15 protein-coding genes and 1 pseudogene are annotated in these 15,922 nt (G+C 70.1%); 15 read left to right on the forward strand and 1 reads right to left on the reverse strand.

All coding sequences use genetic code 11. The features are described 5' to 3' along the window. Positions 1-131 precede the first annotated feature (131 nt). The 3 genes and pseudogenes from ACIQMX_RS26400 to prcA form a co-directional block, all read left to right on the forward strand. Positions 132-323 (forward strand): annotated as a pseudogene (locus ACIQMX_RS26400) (endonuclease domain-containing protein); the annotation flags it as partial. Then, positions 275-1,120: a proteasome subunit beta gene (gene prcB, locus ACIQMX_RS26405; RefSeq protein ID WP_363077201.1), complete on the forward strand. Its 846-nt coding sequence runs from the start codon at positions 275-277 to the stop codon at positions 1,118-1,120. The pseudogene ACIQMX_RS26400 and the gene prcB, both read left to right, overlap by 49 nt. A gap of 59 nt (positions 1,121-1,179) precedes the next feature. Further along, entirely contained in the window at positions 1,180-2,043 is an 864-nt protein-coding gene (gene prcA / locus ACIQMX_RS26410) for a proteasome subunit alpha (protein WP_402481658.1), read from the forward strand. A 58-nt stretch (positions 2,044-2,101) separates the two neighbouring features. Here the strand turns inward: prcA and ACIQMX_RS26415 are convergent, their stop codons facing one another. Further along, complete coding sequence (locus ACIQMX_RS26415; protein ID WP_402481661.1) at positions 2,102-3,139, reverse strand: LacI family DNA-binding transcriptional regulator; 1,038 nt, start codon at positions 3,137-3,139, stop codon at positions 2,102-2,104. A gap of 130 nt (positions 3,140-3,269) precedes the next feature. Between ACIQMX_RS26415 and ACIQMX_RS26420 the strand changes: the two genes are divergently transcribed. The 12 genes from ACIQMX_RS26420 (at position 3,270) to ACIQMX_RS26475 (ending at position 15,904) form a co-directional block, all read left to right on the forward strand. Next, on the forward strand, positions 3,270-4,529 hold the full coding sequence (locus ACIQMX_RS26420; RefSeq protein ID WP_402481664.1) for an MFS transporter: 1,260 nt from the start codon (positions 3,270-3,272) through the stop codon (positions 4,527-4,529). A 421-nt stretch (positions 4,530-4,950) separates the two neighbouring features. Continuing rightward, positions 4,951-6,312 (forward strand): Pup--protein ligase, encoded by a 1,362-nt coding sequence (gene pafA / locus ACIQMX_RS26425; RefSeq protein ID WP_363077193.1) that lies wholly within the window; start codon positions 4,951-4,953, stop codon positions 6,310-6,312. Positions 6,313-6,451: 139 nt separating this feature from the next. Continuing rightward, positions 6,452-7,408, forward strand: coding sequence for an FKBP-type peptidyl-prolyl cis-trans isomerase (locus tag ACIQMX_RS26430; RefSeq protein ID WP_363077191.1), 957 nt, complete (start codon positions 6,452-6,454; stop codon positions 7,406-7,408). Between the two features lie 43 nt (positions 7,409-7,451). Then, positions 7,452-7,826 carry an FKBP-type peptidyl-prolyl cis-trans isomerase gene (locus ACIQMX_RS26435; protein ID WP_363077189.1) on the forward strand — a complete coding sequence of 125 codons (375 nt, stop codon included), beginning with the start codon at positions 7,452-7,454 and terminating at the stop codon, positions 7,824-7,826. 275 nt (positions 7,827-8,101) lie between these two features. Next, a complete protein-coding gene (locus tag ACIQMX_RS26440) occupies positions 8,102-9,055 on the forward strand; it encodes a WYL domain-containing protein (RefSeq protein ID WP_363077187.1) in 954 nt (317 codons plus the stop codon). Positions 9,056-9,068: 13 nt separating this feature from the next. Then, positions 9,069-10,025, forward strand: a complete 957-nt coding sequence (locus tag ACIQMX_RS26445) for a WYL domain-containing protein (protein WP_326664073.1) — start codon at positions 9,069-9,071, stop codon at positions 10,023-10,025. An 18-nt stretch (positions 10,026-10,043) separates the two neighbouring features. Then, the gene (locus tag ACIQMX_RS26450; protein WP_363077185.1) at positions 10,044-10,322 is read left to right on the forward strand and encodes a hypothetical protein; all 279 of its coding nucleotides are present in this window, start codon (positions 10,044-10,046) and stop codon (positions 10,320-10,322) included. A 56-nt stretch (positions 10,323-10,378) separates the two neighbouring features. Beyond that, positions 10,379-10,576, forward strand: a complete 198-nt coding sequence (locus ACIQMX_RS26455) for a hypothetical protein (RefSeq protein WP_363077184.1) — start codon at positions 10,379-10,381, stop codon at positions 10,574-10,576. A gap of 225 nt (positions 10,577-10,801) precedes the next feature. Then, positions 10,802-11,092 (forward strand): Sec-independent protein translocase subunit TatA, encoded by a 291-nt coding sequence (gene tatA, locus ACIQMX_RS26460; RefSeq protein ID WP_219568998.1) that lies wholly within the window; start codon positions 10,802-10,804, stop codon positions 11,090-11,092. Between the two features lie 49 nt (positions 11,093-11,141). Next, a complete protein-coding gene (gene tatC, locus ACIQMX_RS26465; RefSeq protein WP_363077182.1) occupies positions 11,142-12,098 on the forward strand; it encodes a twin-arginine translocase subunit TatC in 957 nt (318 codons plus the stop codon). A gap of 18 nt (positions 12,099-12,116) precedes the next feature. Next, a complete protein-coding gene (locus tag ACIQMX_RS26470; protein WP_402481670.1) occupies positions 12,117-13,025 on the forward strand; it encodes a diacylglycerol kinase in 909 nt (302 codons plus the stop codon). Positions 13,026-13,069: 44 nt separating this feature from the next. Then, on the forward strand, positions 13,070-15,904 hold the full coding sequence (locus tag ACIQMX_RS26475; protein WP_363077224.1) for a DEAD/DEAH box helicase: 2,835 nt from the start codon (positions 13,070-13,072) through the stop codon (positions 15,902-15,904). Positions 15,905-15,922: the final 18 nt, after the last annotated feature.

Raw genomic sequence — 15,922 nt, forward strand, 5'->3', positions numbered from 1 at the left:
TGGTGCTCCTTTGGGGGGGGGGGCGCCCCGGCCGCCCGGCGGGGGGGGGGGGGGGGGGGGGGGGGGGGGGGGGCCCCCCCCCCCACGACCGCCGGCCCCGACGGGAGGCCCGGACCGCGATCGGTCCGAATGCCTCCGCCACACATGTGGATCACCGCCGTCGGACGGGTAGGGTCCGTGGCATACGGTGCTTCAACTGCAATTCGGCCGTAGGCAAGTTGGGAGATGATCCTGACACCTTGCGCAGGGCCATCGCTTACCTGGAGGGAAACGCGTGGAAGCCAACACTCGTAGCACCGGGCGTCTACCAGCAGCCTTCCTGACGCCCGGGTCCTCTTCGTTCATGGATTTCCTGTCCGATCAGTCGCCCGGGATGCTCCCGGGCAACCGGCAGCTGCCGCCCCTGAAGGGAGCCGTCGAGGCGCCGCACGGCACCACGATCGTCGCGGCCGCCTTCCCCGGCGGGGTCGTCCTGGCCGGTGACCGGCGGGCGACCATGGGCAACATGATCGCGCAGCGCGACATCGAGAAGGTCTTCCCGGCCGACGAGTACTCGGCGGTGGGCATCGCCGGTACGGCCGGTCTCGCCGTGGAGATGGTCAAGCTCTTCCAGCTGGAGCTGGAGCACTTCGAGAAGGTCGAGGGGGCCCAGCTCTCCCTGGAGGGCAAGGCGAACCGCCTCTCCACCATGATCCGGAGCAATCTGGCGATGGCCATGCAGGGTCTCGCCGTGGTGCCGCTCTTCGCCGGCTACGACGTCGACCGCGAGCGGGGCCGGATCTTCAGCTACGACGTCACCGGCGGCCGTTCCGAGGAGCACGGGTACGCGTCCACCGGCTCCGGCTCGATCTTCGCCCGCAACTCGATGAAGAAGCTCTACCGCGAGGACCTGACGGAGGAGCAGACGCTCACGCTGGTCGTACAGGCGCTGTACGACGCGGCGGACGACGACTCGGCCACCGGCGGACCGGACGTGGGCCGTCGTATCTATCCGATCCTCACCGTCATCACCGACGAGGGCTTCCGGAAGCTGACCGAGACGGAATCCTCCGAGATTGCCCGCTCGATTCTGGAACGCCGGCTGGAACAGCCCGACGGCCCGCGCGCCGAGCTGCTCTGACCGTCCGTTCCGAGGCTTCTTCGATGCTCCTGCCACTGACAGAAAGGGACGGATAGCCGGTGTCGACGCCGTTCTATGTCTCACCTCAGCAGGCCATGGCCGACCGGGCGGAATACGCCCGGAAGGGCATCGCCCGTGGTCGCAGCCTGGTTGTGCTGCAGTACGCCGACGGCATTGTGTTCGTCGGCGAGAACCCGTCCCGCGCGCTGCACAAGTTCAGCGAGATCTACGACCGGATCGGTTTCGCCGCCGCCGGAAAGTACAACGAGTACGAGAATCTCCGCATCGGCGGAGTGCGCTACGCCGATCTGCGCGGATACACCTATGACCGCGACGATGTGACGGCGCGTGGACTGGCGAACGTCTACGCGCAGACGCTCGGCACCATCTTCTCCAGTGCGGCCGAGAAGCCGTACGAGGTGGAGCTGGTGGTCGCCGAGGTCGGCGACGGGCCCGAGGGCGACCAGATCTACCGGCTGCCGCACGACGGATCGATCGTGGACGAGCACGGCTCGGTCGCGGTCGGCGGCAACGCGGAACAGATCAGCACCTTCCTCGACCAGCGCCACCGTGACGGGATGTCGCTCGCCGAGGCGCTGAAGCTGGCGGTGCAGGCGCTGTCCCGCGACCCCAGCGGCAGCGAGCGGGAGATCCCCGCGGAGCGGCTGGAGGTCGCGGTCCTGGACCGTACGAGGCCGCAGCAGCGCAAGTTCAAGCGGATCGTCGGCCGGCAGCTCGCCCGGCTGCTGGAGGCCGACGGCGCCGGTGCGACGCCGACGGACGCCCCGTCGGACACGGAGGACGCCGAGGGCGCGGACACCTCCGCGGCCACGACGGACACGGCCGAGCCGGGCGGCAAGAAGGCCACCCCGGATTCCTCCGGTGCCGGAGACTCCACCGACTCCGGCGGCGACGTCGAGTAGCCGGTTCGGCGCGTTCCTCCTGTGCCCCGGTCCGCCTCCTCGGCGGGCCGGGGCACAGTCATGCGAGGGAGCCGTCCGGCGGTGGCGCGCTGGAGCCCCGCACGACGAGCTGTACGGGCAGGCTGCCGGGCTCGGCCTGCCTGCCTTCCAGCACGGCCAGCAGGGCGCTCATGCCTCGCTCGCCGACCTGCTCGGCGGGCAGCCGCACCGTGGTCAGTTCCGGCTCGACCGCCGTGGCCAGGGCCAGGTCGTCGAAGCCGGTGACCGAGAGGTCGTACGGAACGCGCAGCCCGATCCGGCGTGCGGCCTTGCAGGCGCCCGCGGCCAGGATGTCGTCGTCGCAGACCACGGCGGTGGGTCGGGGCCCGGGGAGGGCCAGCGCGTGTTCCGCCGCCTCGCGGCCCGCCCGTACGTCCAGCGCGGCGCGCACGGTCCGGACGTCGGTGCCGGGAATGGTGCGCAGGGTCTCGTGGAGGGCCCGGGCGCGGACCGCGAAGGTCCAGGAGTCGATGGCCGAGGCCAGGTGGAGGAAGCGGCGGTGGCCGAGGGCGAGCAGGTGACCGGCCACCTGACGCATCCCGTCGGCGATGTCGAGGTTGACCCTGGCCGCCGGGCCCGGCGCCGCGGGGTCGCTGTCGAGCATGACCAGGGGGAGCCCTGCGCCGCGCAGGGCGCCGAGGGCGTCGGCGGCCATCGAGGAGGCGATGACCCCGTCCAGGGCGGCGCGCGCCGACGCGAAGGGATCCCGGGCCGGACCCGTGCCGTCGGGTGAGGGGTACAGGACGACGCCGAAACCGTGCTCCGCGGCGACCGCGGCGGCGCCGGTGTAGACCCGGGCGAAGAACTCGTTGGTCAGCGCGGGGACGACCAGCAGCGCGGTCCTGGTGTGGCCGAGGCGCAGATTGCGGGCGGCGAGGTTGGGCCGGTAGCCGAGGTCACGGGCGGCGTCGCGCACCCGGCCGGCGGTGGTCTCGGAGACCCGGCCGCGCCACTTGTCGCCGAGGACCAGGGAGACGGTTGCCTGGGAGACGCCTGCGGCCCGCGCCACGTCGCGGCTGGTGGGCCGGGGCGGGCCGGGTGGTGCTGGGCTGGTCACGCGGGCCTCCGGGCCGGTCGGGCAGGCGCGACGATGTGGACCTGCTGACTGGCTCATGGTACGTATGAACCTGCACGTTATACGTAAAACCTAGGGTGGCCGGAACGCCGCTCCCAGGAGAGGGCGGGACATGGCCGCGGGATATCTGGACATCCTCAGGGCGCGGCATGCCGCCCGGCTGCTGACGGGCACTCTGGTGGGCCGGCTGCCGAACGGCACCGCGCACATCGCCATCGTGCTGTTCACCCGTGCCGAGGGCGGCAGCTACACCCTCGCCGGCGCGCTCGCCGCCGTGTACGGGCTGGCCACAGCGGTCGGACAGCCACTGCTGGGCCGTGCGGTCGATCTCTACGGCCAGCCACGGGTCCAGCTCCCCGCCTCCGTCCTCTCGGCCCTCGGTATGGCTCTGCTCGCCGTGGCGGGTTCCGATTCCCTGCCACTGGCCTACGCGGCGGTCGTCGTGGCCGGCGTGTTCACGCCGCCCCTGGAGGGCGGCCTGCGGGCGCTGTGGCCGAGCGTGCTCGGGAGCGAGGACCGGGTGCACCGCGCCTATGCGATGGACGCGGTGGCCCAGGAGGTCATGTTCACGGTCGGACCGCTGCTGGTGACCCTGCTGGTGTCCCTGTGGTCGCCGGCCGCCGCGCTGCTCTTCATCAACGCGATCGGGGTCCTGGGGGCGCTCTCCGTCGTCCTGTCCGAGCCTTCCAGGACCTGGCGTTCCGCTCCGCGCGAGGCGCACTGGCTGGGTGCGCTGCGCTCGCGCGGGCTGCTGGCCCTGCTCGGCTCGTTCTTCTTCGTCGGGATGGCGCTGGGCTCCATCACCGTGGCCGGTGTGGCGTACGCCGACGACCACGGCAGGGAGTCCGTCTACGGCTGGCTGATGGCGGCCCTGGGCCTGGGCGCGCTGATCGGGGGAGCGCTGTACGGGGCCCGGCAGTGGTCCGGGCCGCCCGAGCGCAGGCTCCGGGTGATCGTGGCGCTGCTGGCCCTCGGCTATCTGCCGCTGATGCTGACGCCGGGTGTGGTGGCGATGACCGTGCTGGCGGCCGTCGCCGGGGTGTTCCTGGCCCCGGCCATCGCCTGCTCGTTCATCGTCGTCGACCGGCACGCCCCGCGGGGCACGGTGACGGAGGCGTTCTCCTGGCTGGTGACGACGTTCGGGGTGGGCGCCGCGGTGGGAACAGCCGTGGCGGGCCCGGCCGTGGAACTGGGCGGGACGGCGTGGAGCTTCGCCGTGGCGGGGGCCGGAGGTGTGGCCGCGCTGATCGTGCTGCTGTCCACCGGAAGGGTCCTCGCGGTTTCCGGGCACAGCGCTGTCGCGGTCCGCGGGCCGGAAGCCGACCGGAACGAAGCCGTCGAGCCCGGCCTCGGCCAGGGCCGTCAGATGTGACGCGAAGCGCCCTGGACGCACTGCCCTGTGAGGTCATGTCCGCGGAGTCGGCAAAGTCCCGTCAGGCCCGCGACGCCTGGCCCGCGCTCCGACGGCGTTGCCGAAACGCCCGGGCAGCTCCGCCGCACGGGCACTCCGGCGCCTTGCGGGAGCCCGCACCGGACGCCGCGGCCCCCGCCCTCCGGGCGGACGACGATCCTTCGCGGACACTCCCCGGCCGTGCGGGCCCGCCGGGGCCCGGCGCCGCGACGACGGCGTGACGAGGGCCGCTGGAGTGGCGGCGCCGCCCGCTTCGCGGGCCGCCGGAAAGGTCCTCGCAGCTCCCGGGCGTAGTGCCGTTGTGGTGCGAGGATCGGAAAATGATCGAAACGGTGCCGTCGAACCCGGTTTCAGCTCGGCTCTTCAGGCGTAATGTTCAGTCATGGACCGCCGCATTTTCGGGCTGGAGAACGAGTACGGCGTCACGTGCACGTTCAGGGGACAGCGCCGACTGTCTCCTGATGAAGTGGCGCGCTACCTCTTCCGCCGTGTTGTGTCATGGGGCCGCAGCAGCAATGTCTTTCTGCGGAACGGCGCCCGCCTCTACCTCGACGTGGGATCGCATCCGGAATATGCAACCCCCGAATGCGACAACCTGACCGAACTGGTCACCCACGACAAGGCCGGCGAGCGCATTCTCGAAGGCCTGCTTGTCGACGCCGAACGCCGTCTGCACGAGGAGGGAATCGCAGGCGACGTCTATCTCTTCAAGAACAACACCGACTCGGCGGGAAACTCCTACGGATGTCATGAGAACTACCTCGTGGCCCGGCACGGAGAATTCTCCCGGCTCGCGGACATCCTCATTCCCTTCCTCGTCACGAGGCAGCTGATCTGCGGCGCCGGCAAGGTGCTGCAGACCCCGCGGGGTGCCGTCTACTGCGTCAGCCAGCGTGCCGAGCACATCTGGGAGGGCGTCAGTTCCGCGACGACGCGTTCCCGTCCGATCATCAACACCCGCGACGAACCGCACGCGGACGCGGAGCGCTACCGGCGCCTCCACGTCATCGTCGGCGACTCCAACATGTCCGAGACGACGATGCTCCTCAAGGTCGGCGCCACCGACCTGGTGCTCCGCATGATCGAGGCGGGCACGGTGATGCGGGATCTGACGCTGGAGAACCCGATCCGGGCGATCCGCGAGGTCAGCCACGACATCACGGGACAGCGCAAGGTCCGCCTCGCCAGCGGCCGCGAGGCGTCCGCCATAGAGGTGCAGCGCGAGTACTACGAGAAGGCCGTGGACTTCGTGGACCGCCGCGGGATCCGCACGGGCAACGTCGCGAAGGTCCTGGAACTGTGGGGCCGCACCCTCGACGCGATCGAGGCCGAGGACCTCGACCGGATCGGCACCGAGATCGACTGGGTCATGAAGTACAAGCTCATCGAGCGGTACCGGGCCAAGCACAACATGACCATGTCGAATCCGCGGGTCGCCCAGATAGACCTCGCCTACCACGACATCCACCGCCGCCGGGGCCTGTACTACCTGCTGGAGCGCAAGGGACAGGCCACCCGCATCTGCAACGACCTGAAGATCTTCGAGGGCAAATCGGTGCCTCCGCAGACGACCAGGGCGCGGCTGCGCGGCGACTTCATCCGGCGGGCCCAGGAGCAGCGGCGGGACTTCACCGTCGACTGGGTCCATCTCAAGCTCAACGACCAGGCGCAGCGCACGGTGTTGTGCAAGGACCCGTTCCGATCCGTCGACGACCGAGTGGAGAAACTGATCGCGGGTATGTGAGCCCGCGCAGGACGCGCCTCGGCTCTCGTGCGACTCGGGCCCCGTACGTTCCTCGTACGGGGCCCTGCGCACGCCCTAGAGTGTCGGGGACCCCTGGGCAGTGTCCCAACACATGTGTCGTCTGAGATCTGAGGAACCAGTGCGCCGAATTGCCGGCCTTCTCGTCGTCCCCCTGCTGCTGGTGTCAGCGGCCTGCGGTAGCGACGACAAGGGCTCCGACTCCGCTTCCACCTCCGCGTCCGCGTCCACGGAAGGCGGATTCCCCGCCATCACCGCGGGCGCGAAGTTCGGTGAGAAGCCCACCCTGGCCAAGGGCACGGGAACGCCGCCCAAAGAGCTGAAGACCAAGGTCATCAGCGAGGGTGACGGCGCGACGCTCAAGAACGGCGACGCGATCCAGGTGAACTACCTCGGTCAGGCCTGGGACTCGGACAAGCCGTTCGACAACAGCTTCGACCGCAAGCAGCCGTTCGACCTCACGCTCGGGGCCGGCATGGTCATCCAGGGCTGGGACAAGGGCCTGGTCGGCCAGAAGGTCGGCAGCAGGGTCGAACTCGTCATCCCGCCGGACCTCGGTTACGGCGCGCAGGGCCAGGGCGACATCAAGCCGAACGCCACGCTCGTCTTCGTCGTGGACGTCCTGAAGGCGAAGCAGATCCCGGCGTCGGCCAAGGGCACCCCGGTCGCCCAGGACAACACCGACCTGCCGAAGGTGGGCACGAACACCGACGGCAAGGCGCCGACCGTCACGATCCCCAGCAAGGTCGCCCCGCCCAAGAAGCTGGTCTCCAACTACGTGCTGGAGTCCAAGGGCGAGGTCGTGAAGGAGACCGACACCGTCGTCGTGAACTACGTGGCCAAGCTCTGGAAGGACGGCAAGGAGTTCGACAACACGTACACCACGGGCAAGACCGCTTCCTTCCCGCTGGCCCAGGTCACCCTCAAGGGCCTCAAGAACGGCCTGGTCGGCAAGAAGATCGGCAGCCGCGTGCTGCTCGTCATCCCGCCGGACCAGGGCCTCGGCGACAAGGAGCAGCAGTCCATCCCCGCGAACTCCACGCTCGTCTTCGCCGTGGACATCCTCGCAAAGATGTAAGACTGTCCCGGTTGCCCAGTTCATCATTTAGAGGAGCAAGTCAGTGAGCATCGACAAGCCCGAGATCGACTTCCCGGGTGGCGAGCCGCCGGCCGACCTGGAGATCAAGGAGATCTGGGAAGGCGACGGCGCCGTGGCCCAGGCCGGCCAGACCGTCTCCGTCCACTACGTGGGCGTGGCCTTCTCCACCGGCGAGGAGTTCGACGCCTCCTGGAACCGCGGCACGCCGCTTCAGTTCCAGCTCGGTGCCGGTCAGGTCATCAAGGGCTGGGACCAGGGCGTGCAGGGCATGAAGGTCGGCGGCCGTCGCCAGCTGACCATCCCCGCGCACCTCGCGTACGGCGACCGCGGCGCCGGCGGCGGCTCGATCGCCCCGGGCGAGACGCTGATCTTCGTCTGCGACCTGGTCGCCGTCTGATCCGGCGCCCAGCGCTCCGAGGGCCCGTGCCGCAAGGCGCGGGCCCTCCCGCGTCAGCCGGGGTCCGCCCCGTCGCGACGCCCGGCACGCACTCTCGCCGCACCGGCCGGAACCCCGAGTACGTCCAGTACGAGGGTTTCCGGCCGGCACGCCGAGAACACGCACCTGACGCCGCTCCTTGACGGGCAAACCCCGGCTGACGCGGCACGAGCTTTTGTCCGGACCACCCGGAGCGGTACGGTCGAGGGTCGTAGAGCAAAACAGAGAGGGCGTCGATGGCGATTGCCAAGGCCGAGCGGCTGATGAACCTGGCACTGTGTCTGCTGGGGACCCGGCGCCCGCTCAGCAAGCGCGAGCTGCGCGGTTCCATCGAGGCCTACCTCGAAGCGGGATCCGACGACGCCTTCAACCGGATGTTCGAGCGCGACAAGGACGATCTGCGCGAGCTCGGTCTGGTCATCGAGACCGTGGAGAACCTGGACGGCGACACCGGCTACCTGGCCCGCCGTGACAGCAACCGGTTGCCTCCCATCACGCTGGACGCCGAGGAGGCCGCCGCGCTCGGGCTGGCCGCCAAGGTCTGGCAGCAGGCCCGCCTCGCCGGAGCCGCCAGCGGAGCCCTGCAGAAGCTGCGGGCCGCGGGCATGCCGGAGGCGGAGGACGCCTACGAGGTGCACAGCGCCCTCGAACCCCGTATCCCCGTGCACGAAGCCGCGTTCGAGCCGCTGATGCTGGCCTGCCGCGACCGGCGGCCGGTGACCTTCGACTACCGCAAGGCCAACGCCGCCCGGCCCGAGCAGCGCCAGGTCGAGCCGTGGACGCTGGAGTGCTGGCGCGGCCACTGGTACCTGGCAGGCTGGGACCGGGAGCGGGGCGCGGAGCGGGTGTTCCGGCTCTCCCGGATCTCGGGCAAGGTGCGTTCGCGGGCCGGAGCCTTCACGGCCGAGGTCCCCGATGTGGTCACCGTCCGCGAGACCGTCGAGAGCTGGGCGGGCGAGACGGCGACGCGCACGGCACTGATCAGGCTGCGGGCCGACTCCGGCTACCCGCTCCGGGCCCGGGCGATATCGGTCCGGGAACTCGGGGACGGGTGGGAGGAGTTGGAGATCCCGTACGGACACGGCCTGGACGCCTGGCTCGTCGAGTTCGGACCGGACGTCGTCGTGAGCGAACCTGCGGATCTGCGGGCCGACGTGGTGGACCGGCTGCGCGCCGTGGCCAAGGACTGAGGGGACCGTATTCATGGCCACGAACGCCATCGACCAGACCCGCCGGATGCTCTCCCTGGTGACGTATCTGCGTGAGCGCCCCGGTGCCCACGTCCAGGACGTCGCCCGGGCCTTCGGGATCACCGAGGACGAGCTGATCTCGGACCTCGACGTCCTGCCCATGTGCGGGACGAGTTTCCGCGGCGGCGATCTGCTCGACATCGACACCGACGGCGACCGCATCTGGTGGCACAACCCGGACGACGTCGCGGAGCCGCTGCGCCTGGCGGCCGACGAGGCGACGGCCCTGCTGGTCGCGGCCCGCGCCGTCGCGACGCTGCCCGGACTGCGCGAGAGCGACCGCCAGGCCCTGCTGCGGGCCACCGCCAAGCTGGAGGCCGCGGCCGGTGAAGTGGGGGCCGCCAGCTCCCGGCTCTCGGTCACCTTCGAGTCCGAGGGCGGCGTCTTCGCCGATGTGGACCGGGCGATCTCCGAGCGCCGCCGTCTCTGGCTGCGTTACTACTCGCCCGCGCGCGACGAGCTCACCGAGCGCGAGGTGGACCCGATCCGGCTGTTCGCCGTCGGACACACCTATATGGAGGCCTGGTGCCGGTCCTCCGAGGACCGGCGGACCTTCCGCCTCGACCGGGTCGCCGAGATCCGGCTGCTGGACGAGCCGGCCGCGCCTCCGGAGCTGGAGCTCCGGGACCTGTCGGAGGGACTGGTCCAGCCCGCGGCGGAGGACCCGGAGGTCGTGGTCGAGGTCGGTCCCGGCGGACGCTGGGTCGCCGAGTACTACCCGCACGACAGCGCCGAGGAACTGCCCGACGGCGGCCTGCGGATCACCCTGCGCACACCCGATCCGGCATCGCTGCGAAGGCTCGCTCTCCGGCTCGGCGGGGAGGGGCGTATCGTCTCGCCGCCGGAACTGGCGCGCAGCGCACGGACCGCGGCCCGTGCGGCGCTCGCCGCGTACGACGGCCTGGCCTGAGGGGACACCTGAGGAGATATGGGCAATATGTCTGTGGTGTCCGGAGTTTCCGATGTGCCGACCGTGGTCGTTCCCGACTCGGTACGGTTCAAGGTCGCCTGTCCGGATTGCCGGGCGCGGGTCGAACTGGCGGCGGCGGAGTTCCGGCTCGCGATCGGCGCGAGCAGCCGGACCACGTTCTACTCCTTCACCTGCCCCGCGTGCCGGGCGTCCGTCCGCCGGCCCGCGGGGGAGCGGATAGTGGAACTCCTCACCGGCGGCGGCGTGCGGACCCTCCGCCTGCACGCCGGTTCCTGAAGCAGCAATCCGGCCCTTCGGGACCTTCGGACACGAGACGGATCGAGGCACTGCGCATGTTCTGGCCCATGCTCGCCATCGCCCTGGGATTCCTCGGGATCGCCGTCCTGGGCGTGCTGGCCGTCAAGGTCTTCGTCGAGGCGCGGCGTCTCGGTCACCAGGTGACAAGCACCACCGAGCGCATCAACCGGGCCGCCGAGGACCTGGAGCGCGCGGCCACGAATCTCGCGGCGACCGGTGAAACCCTGCGCTAGCGGCGCTGTTCAGTCCGCGCGGGTGCGGCCTCCTCATTCACAGTCCCGGAGGGTACGCTGCTGGTGACGGCCCTGGCGGAGGTGCGGGCCGCAGCGAAAGTATGCATGGGCATTGCCCCGCGTTTACCCCCGCGGGTTACGATCGCTCCCAGCGAAATGGTCGGACGTGTGTCCGGTCCAAGGGCAGCGAGCCCACCTCCAGCCGCCTCAGCGAGAAGGAAGCACATCATGGGCAATCTGAAGCCTCTCGAGATCGTTCTGATCATCGCTGTCATCCTGCTGTTGTTCGGTGCCAAGAAGCTTCCCGACATGGCGCGTTCCCTCGGCAAGTCGGCCCGCATCCTCAAGAGCGAGGCCAAGGCGATGAAGAAGGACGACGAGCCCGCGGCCACGACGGACACGGTCGCCGACCAGGCTGCCCAGCAGCCCGCCGCCGCGCGCACGATCCAGGCCGCTCCCGGCGATGTGACGAGCTCCCGCCCGGTGAACGAAGCGAAGCCCACCACCCAGAGCTGATCGCTGACGGGTCCTCCCGGCAGCTGTCGCACGAGACGAGGGAAGTGGGTTGCTCAAGTCTGCCCGCAAGCAGGAGAAGGACGGCGAGGGGCGGATGCCTCTCGCTGATCACCTGCGTGAGTTGCGTAACCGACTGCTGATCGCGGTGGTGGCGGTCGTCGTCATCACGTCGGTCACGGCCTTCTTCTACAAGGACCTGATCGACTTCCTGATCCGGCCCATCCTGGAATCGGTCGGCTGCACCGACGGCCGGAAGGTGCAGGACAACGGCAAGCCGTGTGCCGAGATGACGGTGAACGGTCTCGTCGCTCCGTTCTCCATCGCCCTCAAGGTCTCCCTCATGGCGGGCGTGGTGTTCTCCACTCCCGTGTGGCTCTACCAGCTCTGGGCATTCCTGGCCCCGGGCCTGCACAAGAACGAGAAGAAGTACGCGCTGAGCTTCGTCGGTGCCGGTGTGCCACTGTTCTGCGTGGGCGCCGCCCTCGCGTACATCCTGATGCCGCAGACCGCGGCCGTCCTGCTCGACTTCACACCGGACAACACGACGAACCTGCTGCCCGTCGACGACTATCTCGACATCGTCACGCGCATGGTGATCGTGTTCGGGCTCGCCTTCGAGCTGCCGCTCCTGCTCGTGCTGCTGAACTTCACCGGAGTGCTCACGGCCAAGCGGCTCGCGTCCTGGTGGCGCGCCATGGTCATGGGCATCACGGTCTTCGCGGCAGTGGCCACCCCGACGGGTGACCCGCTGACGATGATCTCGCTGGCGGCGCCGATCGTGCTGCTGTACTTCATCGCGCTCGGCATCTGCATCGCCAACGACCGGCGGAGGCGTCGCGGCAACCCCGACGCCGACCTCGACGACGACGAGGCGTCGGACCTGGATCTCACGCCCTCGGACATCGGCGAGATGGAGAACGTGTCAGCCTCGCTGCCGGCGCAGGCGGACGGGGAACTGGACGGCGGACGATCGTCCCGGCGAGACGGTTACGACGACATCACCTGACCTTGTAAGGTCCCCCGGGTGACCAGCGAGATCACCCTTTTCGTCAATCCCACCGCAGGACGCGGCCGGGGCGCGCACGCCGCGCAGCCGGCCGCTTCCGCGTTGCGGGACGCCGGATTCTCCGTCCGCACGGTGCTCGGTGAGGACGCGGACGACGCGTTGCGGCGGGCCCGCGAGGCGGTGGCCGGGGGGACGGGCGCGCTCATAGCCGTCGGCGGCGACGGGATGATGTCCCTCGCCCTCCAGGCGGTCGCCGGGACGCTGACCCCGCTCGGTGTCGTCGCCGTCGGCACGGGCAACGACTTCGCCCGCGCCCTCGGCATGCCGATACGGGATCCGGCCGCGGCGGGACGACTGGCCGCCGAGGCGCTCAAGGGCGGTGCCGTCCGCGACATCGACCTCGGCCGGGTCGGTGATCGCTGGTTCGGGTCCGTGCTCGCCTCCGGCTTCGACTCCCGCGTCAACGACCGCGGCAACCGGATGCGCTGGGTCGGCGGCCGGTTCAAGTACGACCTGGCGATCCTCGCCGAACTGGCCGCCTTCAAGCCGATCACGTACCGCATGAGTCTGGACGGCGGACCGGTCCGCGAGATCGAGGCGACGCTCATCGCGGTCGGCAACGGCTCGACCTACGGCGGCGGCATGCGGATCTGCGCGGACGCCGTCATGGACGACGGCCTCTTCGACGTGACCGTCGTCGGTGACTGCAGCCGTACCACGCTCCTCAAGGTGTTCCCCAAGGTCTACAAGGGAACGCACCTCGGCCACCCCGTCGTCACCGTGCACCGGGTCTCCTCCATCGCGCTGGAAGCGGTCGGTGTCACCGCGTACGCGGACGGTGAACCGCTCGGCGCGCTGCCGCTGACCGCCACCTGTGTACCGGGTGCGGCCCGGGTGCTGGGGGCGGGTTCCACCGCGGGCGATTAAAGATCGAGTGACTGTCGGAGGCGGCGGGTAGGCTCGTGAGCAAGATGACAGAGGACCTCTCACCAGCTGAGCGATACCAGGCTTCCCGGATCCGAGCCGCCGAGCAGGCGACCGCGCTCGGACCGTTCCGCGAGATGTACGAGTTCGATCTGGACCCTTACCAGATCGAGGCCTGCAAGGCGCTGGAGGCCGGCAAGGGCGTGCTCGTCGCGGCCCCGACGGGTTCGGGCAAGACGATCGTCGGCGAGTTCGCCGTGCACCTCGCCCTGGCCCAGGGCCGCAAGTGTTTCTACACCACGCCGATCAAGGCCCTCTCGAACCAGAAGTTCGCCGACCTCGTCAAGCGCTACGGCGCGGACAAGGTCGGTCTGCTGACCGGTGACAACAGCGTCAACGCCGACGCGCCGGTGGTCGTCATGACCACCGAGGTGCTGAGGAACATGCTGTACGCGGGCTCCCAGGCGCTGACCGGCCTCGGTTACGTGGTGATGGACGAGGTGCACTACCTCTCCGACCGCTTCCGGGGCGCCGTCTGGGAGGAAGTGATCATTCACCTCCCCGAATCGGTCACCCTCGTGTCGCTGTCGGCGACCGTGTCCAACGCCGAGGAGTTCGGCGACTGGCTGGACACCGTCCGCGGCGACACCCAGGTGATCGTCTCCGAGCACCGGCCGGTGCCGCTCTGGCAGCACGTACTGGCCGGCCGCCGGATGTACGACCTCTTCGAGGAGGAGAGCGATCACGGTGGCCGCGGGTCGGGACGCCGCGAGGTCAATCCCGACCTGGTCCGGCTCGCCCGCATGGAGAACCAGCGCGGGTACAACCCGCGCGAGCGCCGCCGCGGAAAGATGGTGCGCGAGGCGGACCGGGAGCGCGAGCGGCGCCAGCGCAGCCGGATCTGGACACCGTCGCGGGCCGAGGTCATCGACCGCCTGGACGCCGAGGGGCTGCTGCCCGCCATCACGTTCATCTTCAGCCGGGCCGGCTGCGAGGCCGCCGTGCAGCAGTGCCTGCACGCCGGGCTGCGGCTCAACGACGAGGACAAGCGCCGGCTGGTCCGGGAGATCGTCGAGCAGCGCACGGCGTCCATCCCCACCGAGGACCTGCACGTCCTCGGGTACTACGAGTGGCTCGAAGGCCTGGAGCGGGGCATCGCCGCCCACCATGCCGGAATGCTGCCGACCTTCAAGGAGGTCGTCGAGGAGCTCTTCGTCCGCGGGCTCGTCAAGGCGGTCTTCGCTACGGAGACCCTCGCGCTCGGCATCAACATGCCCGCACGTTCGGTGGTCCTGGAGAAGCTCGTCAAGTGGAACGGCGAGCAGCACGCCGACATCACGCCCGGCGAGTACACCCAGCTGACCGGCCGGGCCGGCCGCCGCGGCATCGACGTCGAGGGTCATGCGGTCGTGCTCTGGCAGCGCGGCATGGACCCGGGCGGGCTGGCCGGACTCGCGGGCACGCGTACGTATCCGCTGCGCTCCAGCTTCCGGCCCTCGTACAACATGGCCGTCAACCTCGTGCAGCAGTTCGGGCGGCACCGTTCGCGTGAGCTGCTGGAGACCTCCTTCGCCCAGTTCCAGGCGGACCGATCGGTCGTCGGGATCTCCCGCCAGGTCCAGAAGAACGAGGAGGGCCTGGAGGGCTACAAGGAGGGAATGACCTGCCACCTCGGTGACTTCGAGGAGTACGCGCAGCTGCGCCGCGACCTCAAGGACCGGGAGACGGAGCTCGCCAAGCAGGGCGCCTCGCACCGGCGAGCGGCGGCGGCGGCCTCCCTGGAGAAGCTCAAGCCGGGCGATGTCATCCATGTGCCCACCGGCAAGTTCGCCGGGCTGGCGCTCGTCCTCGACCCGGGGCTGCCGGCCGGGCGGACCAACGGGCACGGGCATCGGGGGATGGAGTACCACGACGGACCGCGGCCCCTGGTACTGACGGCCGAGCGACAGGTGAAGCGGCTGGCCTCGATCGACTTCCCGGTGCCGGTGGAGGCGGTGGAGCGGATGCGCGTCCCGAAGTCGTTCAACGCGCGCTCGCCGCAGTCGCGTCGGGACCTGGCGTCCGCGCTGCGGACCAAGGCCGGGCACATCGTGCCGGACCGGCACCGCAAGGACCGGTCGGTCGCCGCCGACGACCGCGAGATCGCGCGCTACCGGGCCGAGTTGCGCGCCCACCCGTGCCACGGGTGCGACGAGCGCGAGGACCATGCGCGGTGGGCCGAGCGGTATCACCGGCTGCAGCGGGACACGCAGCAGCTGGAGCGGCGGATCGAAGGACGGACGAACACGATCGCCCGCACCTTCGACCGGATCGTGGCCCTGCTCACCGAGCTCGACTACCTCCGGGGCAGCGAGGTCACCGAGCACGGGCGGCGGCTGGCCCGGCTGTACGGCGAACTGGACCTGCTGGCGAGCGAATGCCTGCGGGCCGGTGTGTGGGAGGGTCTCAACCCGGCCGAACTCGCGGCGTGCGTCTCGGCATTGGTGTACGAGGCGCGACAGGCCGATGACGCGGTGGCCCCGAAGCTGCCGTCCGGTCCGGCGAAGACCGCGATGGGCGAGATGGTCCGCATCTGGGGGCGCCTCGACGCCCTGGAGGAGGACTTCAAGATCAACCAGGCGGAGGGCGTCGGACAGCGCGAACCCGATCTCGGCTTCGCCTGGGCGGTGTACATGTGGGCCTCCGGCCGGACGCTGGACGAGGTGCTGCGCGAGGCGGAGATGCCGGCGGGGGACTTCGTGCGGTGGTGCAAGCAGGTGATCGACGTGCTGGGGCAGGTGGCTGCGGCGGCTCCTCGCGAGGGGAGTTCCGTGGGGCGGAGTGCGCGGAAGGCGGTCGATGAGGTGTTGCGGGGAGTGGTGGCCTACAGCTCTGTGGGGTGAGGCGAGGGTGGGGCGGTG

It is taken from the genome of Streptomyces sp. NPDC091416, from assembly GCF_044756845.1.
Taxonomy (GTDB): Bacteria; Actinomycetota; Actinomycetes; order Streptomycetales; family Streptomycetaceae; genus Streptomyces.

What these genes read in the sequence shown, in the direction of transcription:
- ACIQMX_RS26455 (WP_363077184.1), top strand. Translation starts at nt 10,379, where the DNA reads ATGTTCTGGCCCATGCTCGCCATCGCCCTGGGATTCCTCGGGATCGCC.
- pafA (WP_363077193.1), top strand. Translation starts at nt 4,951, where the DNA reads ATGGACCGCCGCATTTTCGGGCTGGAGAACGAGTACGGCGTCACGTGC.
- ACIQMX_RS26450 (WP_363077185.1), top strand. Translation starts at nt 10,044, where the DNA reads ATGGGCAATATGTCTGTGGTGTCCGGAGTTTCCGATGTGCCGACCGTG.
- ACIQMX_RS26440 (WP_363077187.1), top strand. Translation starts at nt 8,102, where the DNA reads ATGGCGATTGCCAAGGCCGAGCGGCTGATGAACCTGGCACTGTGTCTG.
- ACIQMX_RS26420 (WP_402481664.1), top strand. Translation starts at nt 3,270, where the DNA reads ATGGCCGCGGGATATCTGGACATCCTCAGGGCGCGGCATGCCGCCCGG.
- ACIQMX_RS26475 (WP_363077224.1), top strand. Translation starts at nt 13,070, where the DNA reads ATGACAGAGGACCTCTCACCAGCTGAGCGATACCAGGCTTCCCGGATC.
- ACIQMX_RS26445 (WP_326664073.1), top strand. Translation starts at nt 9,069, where the DNA reads ATGGCCACGAACGCCATCGACCAGACCCGCCGGATGCTCTCCCTGGTG.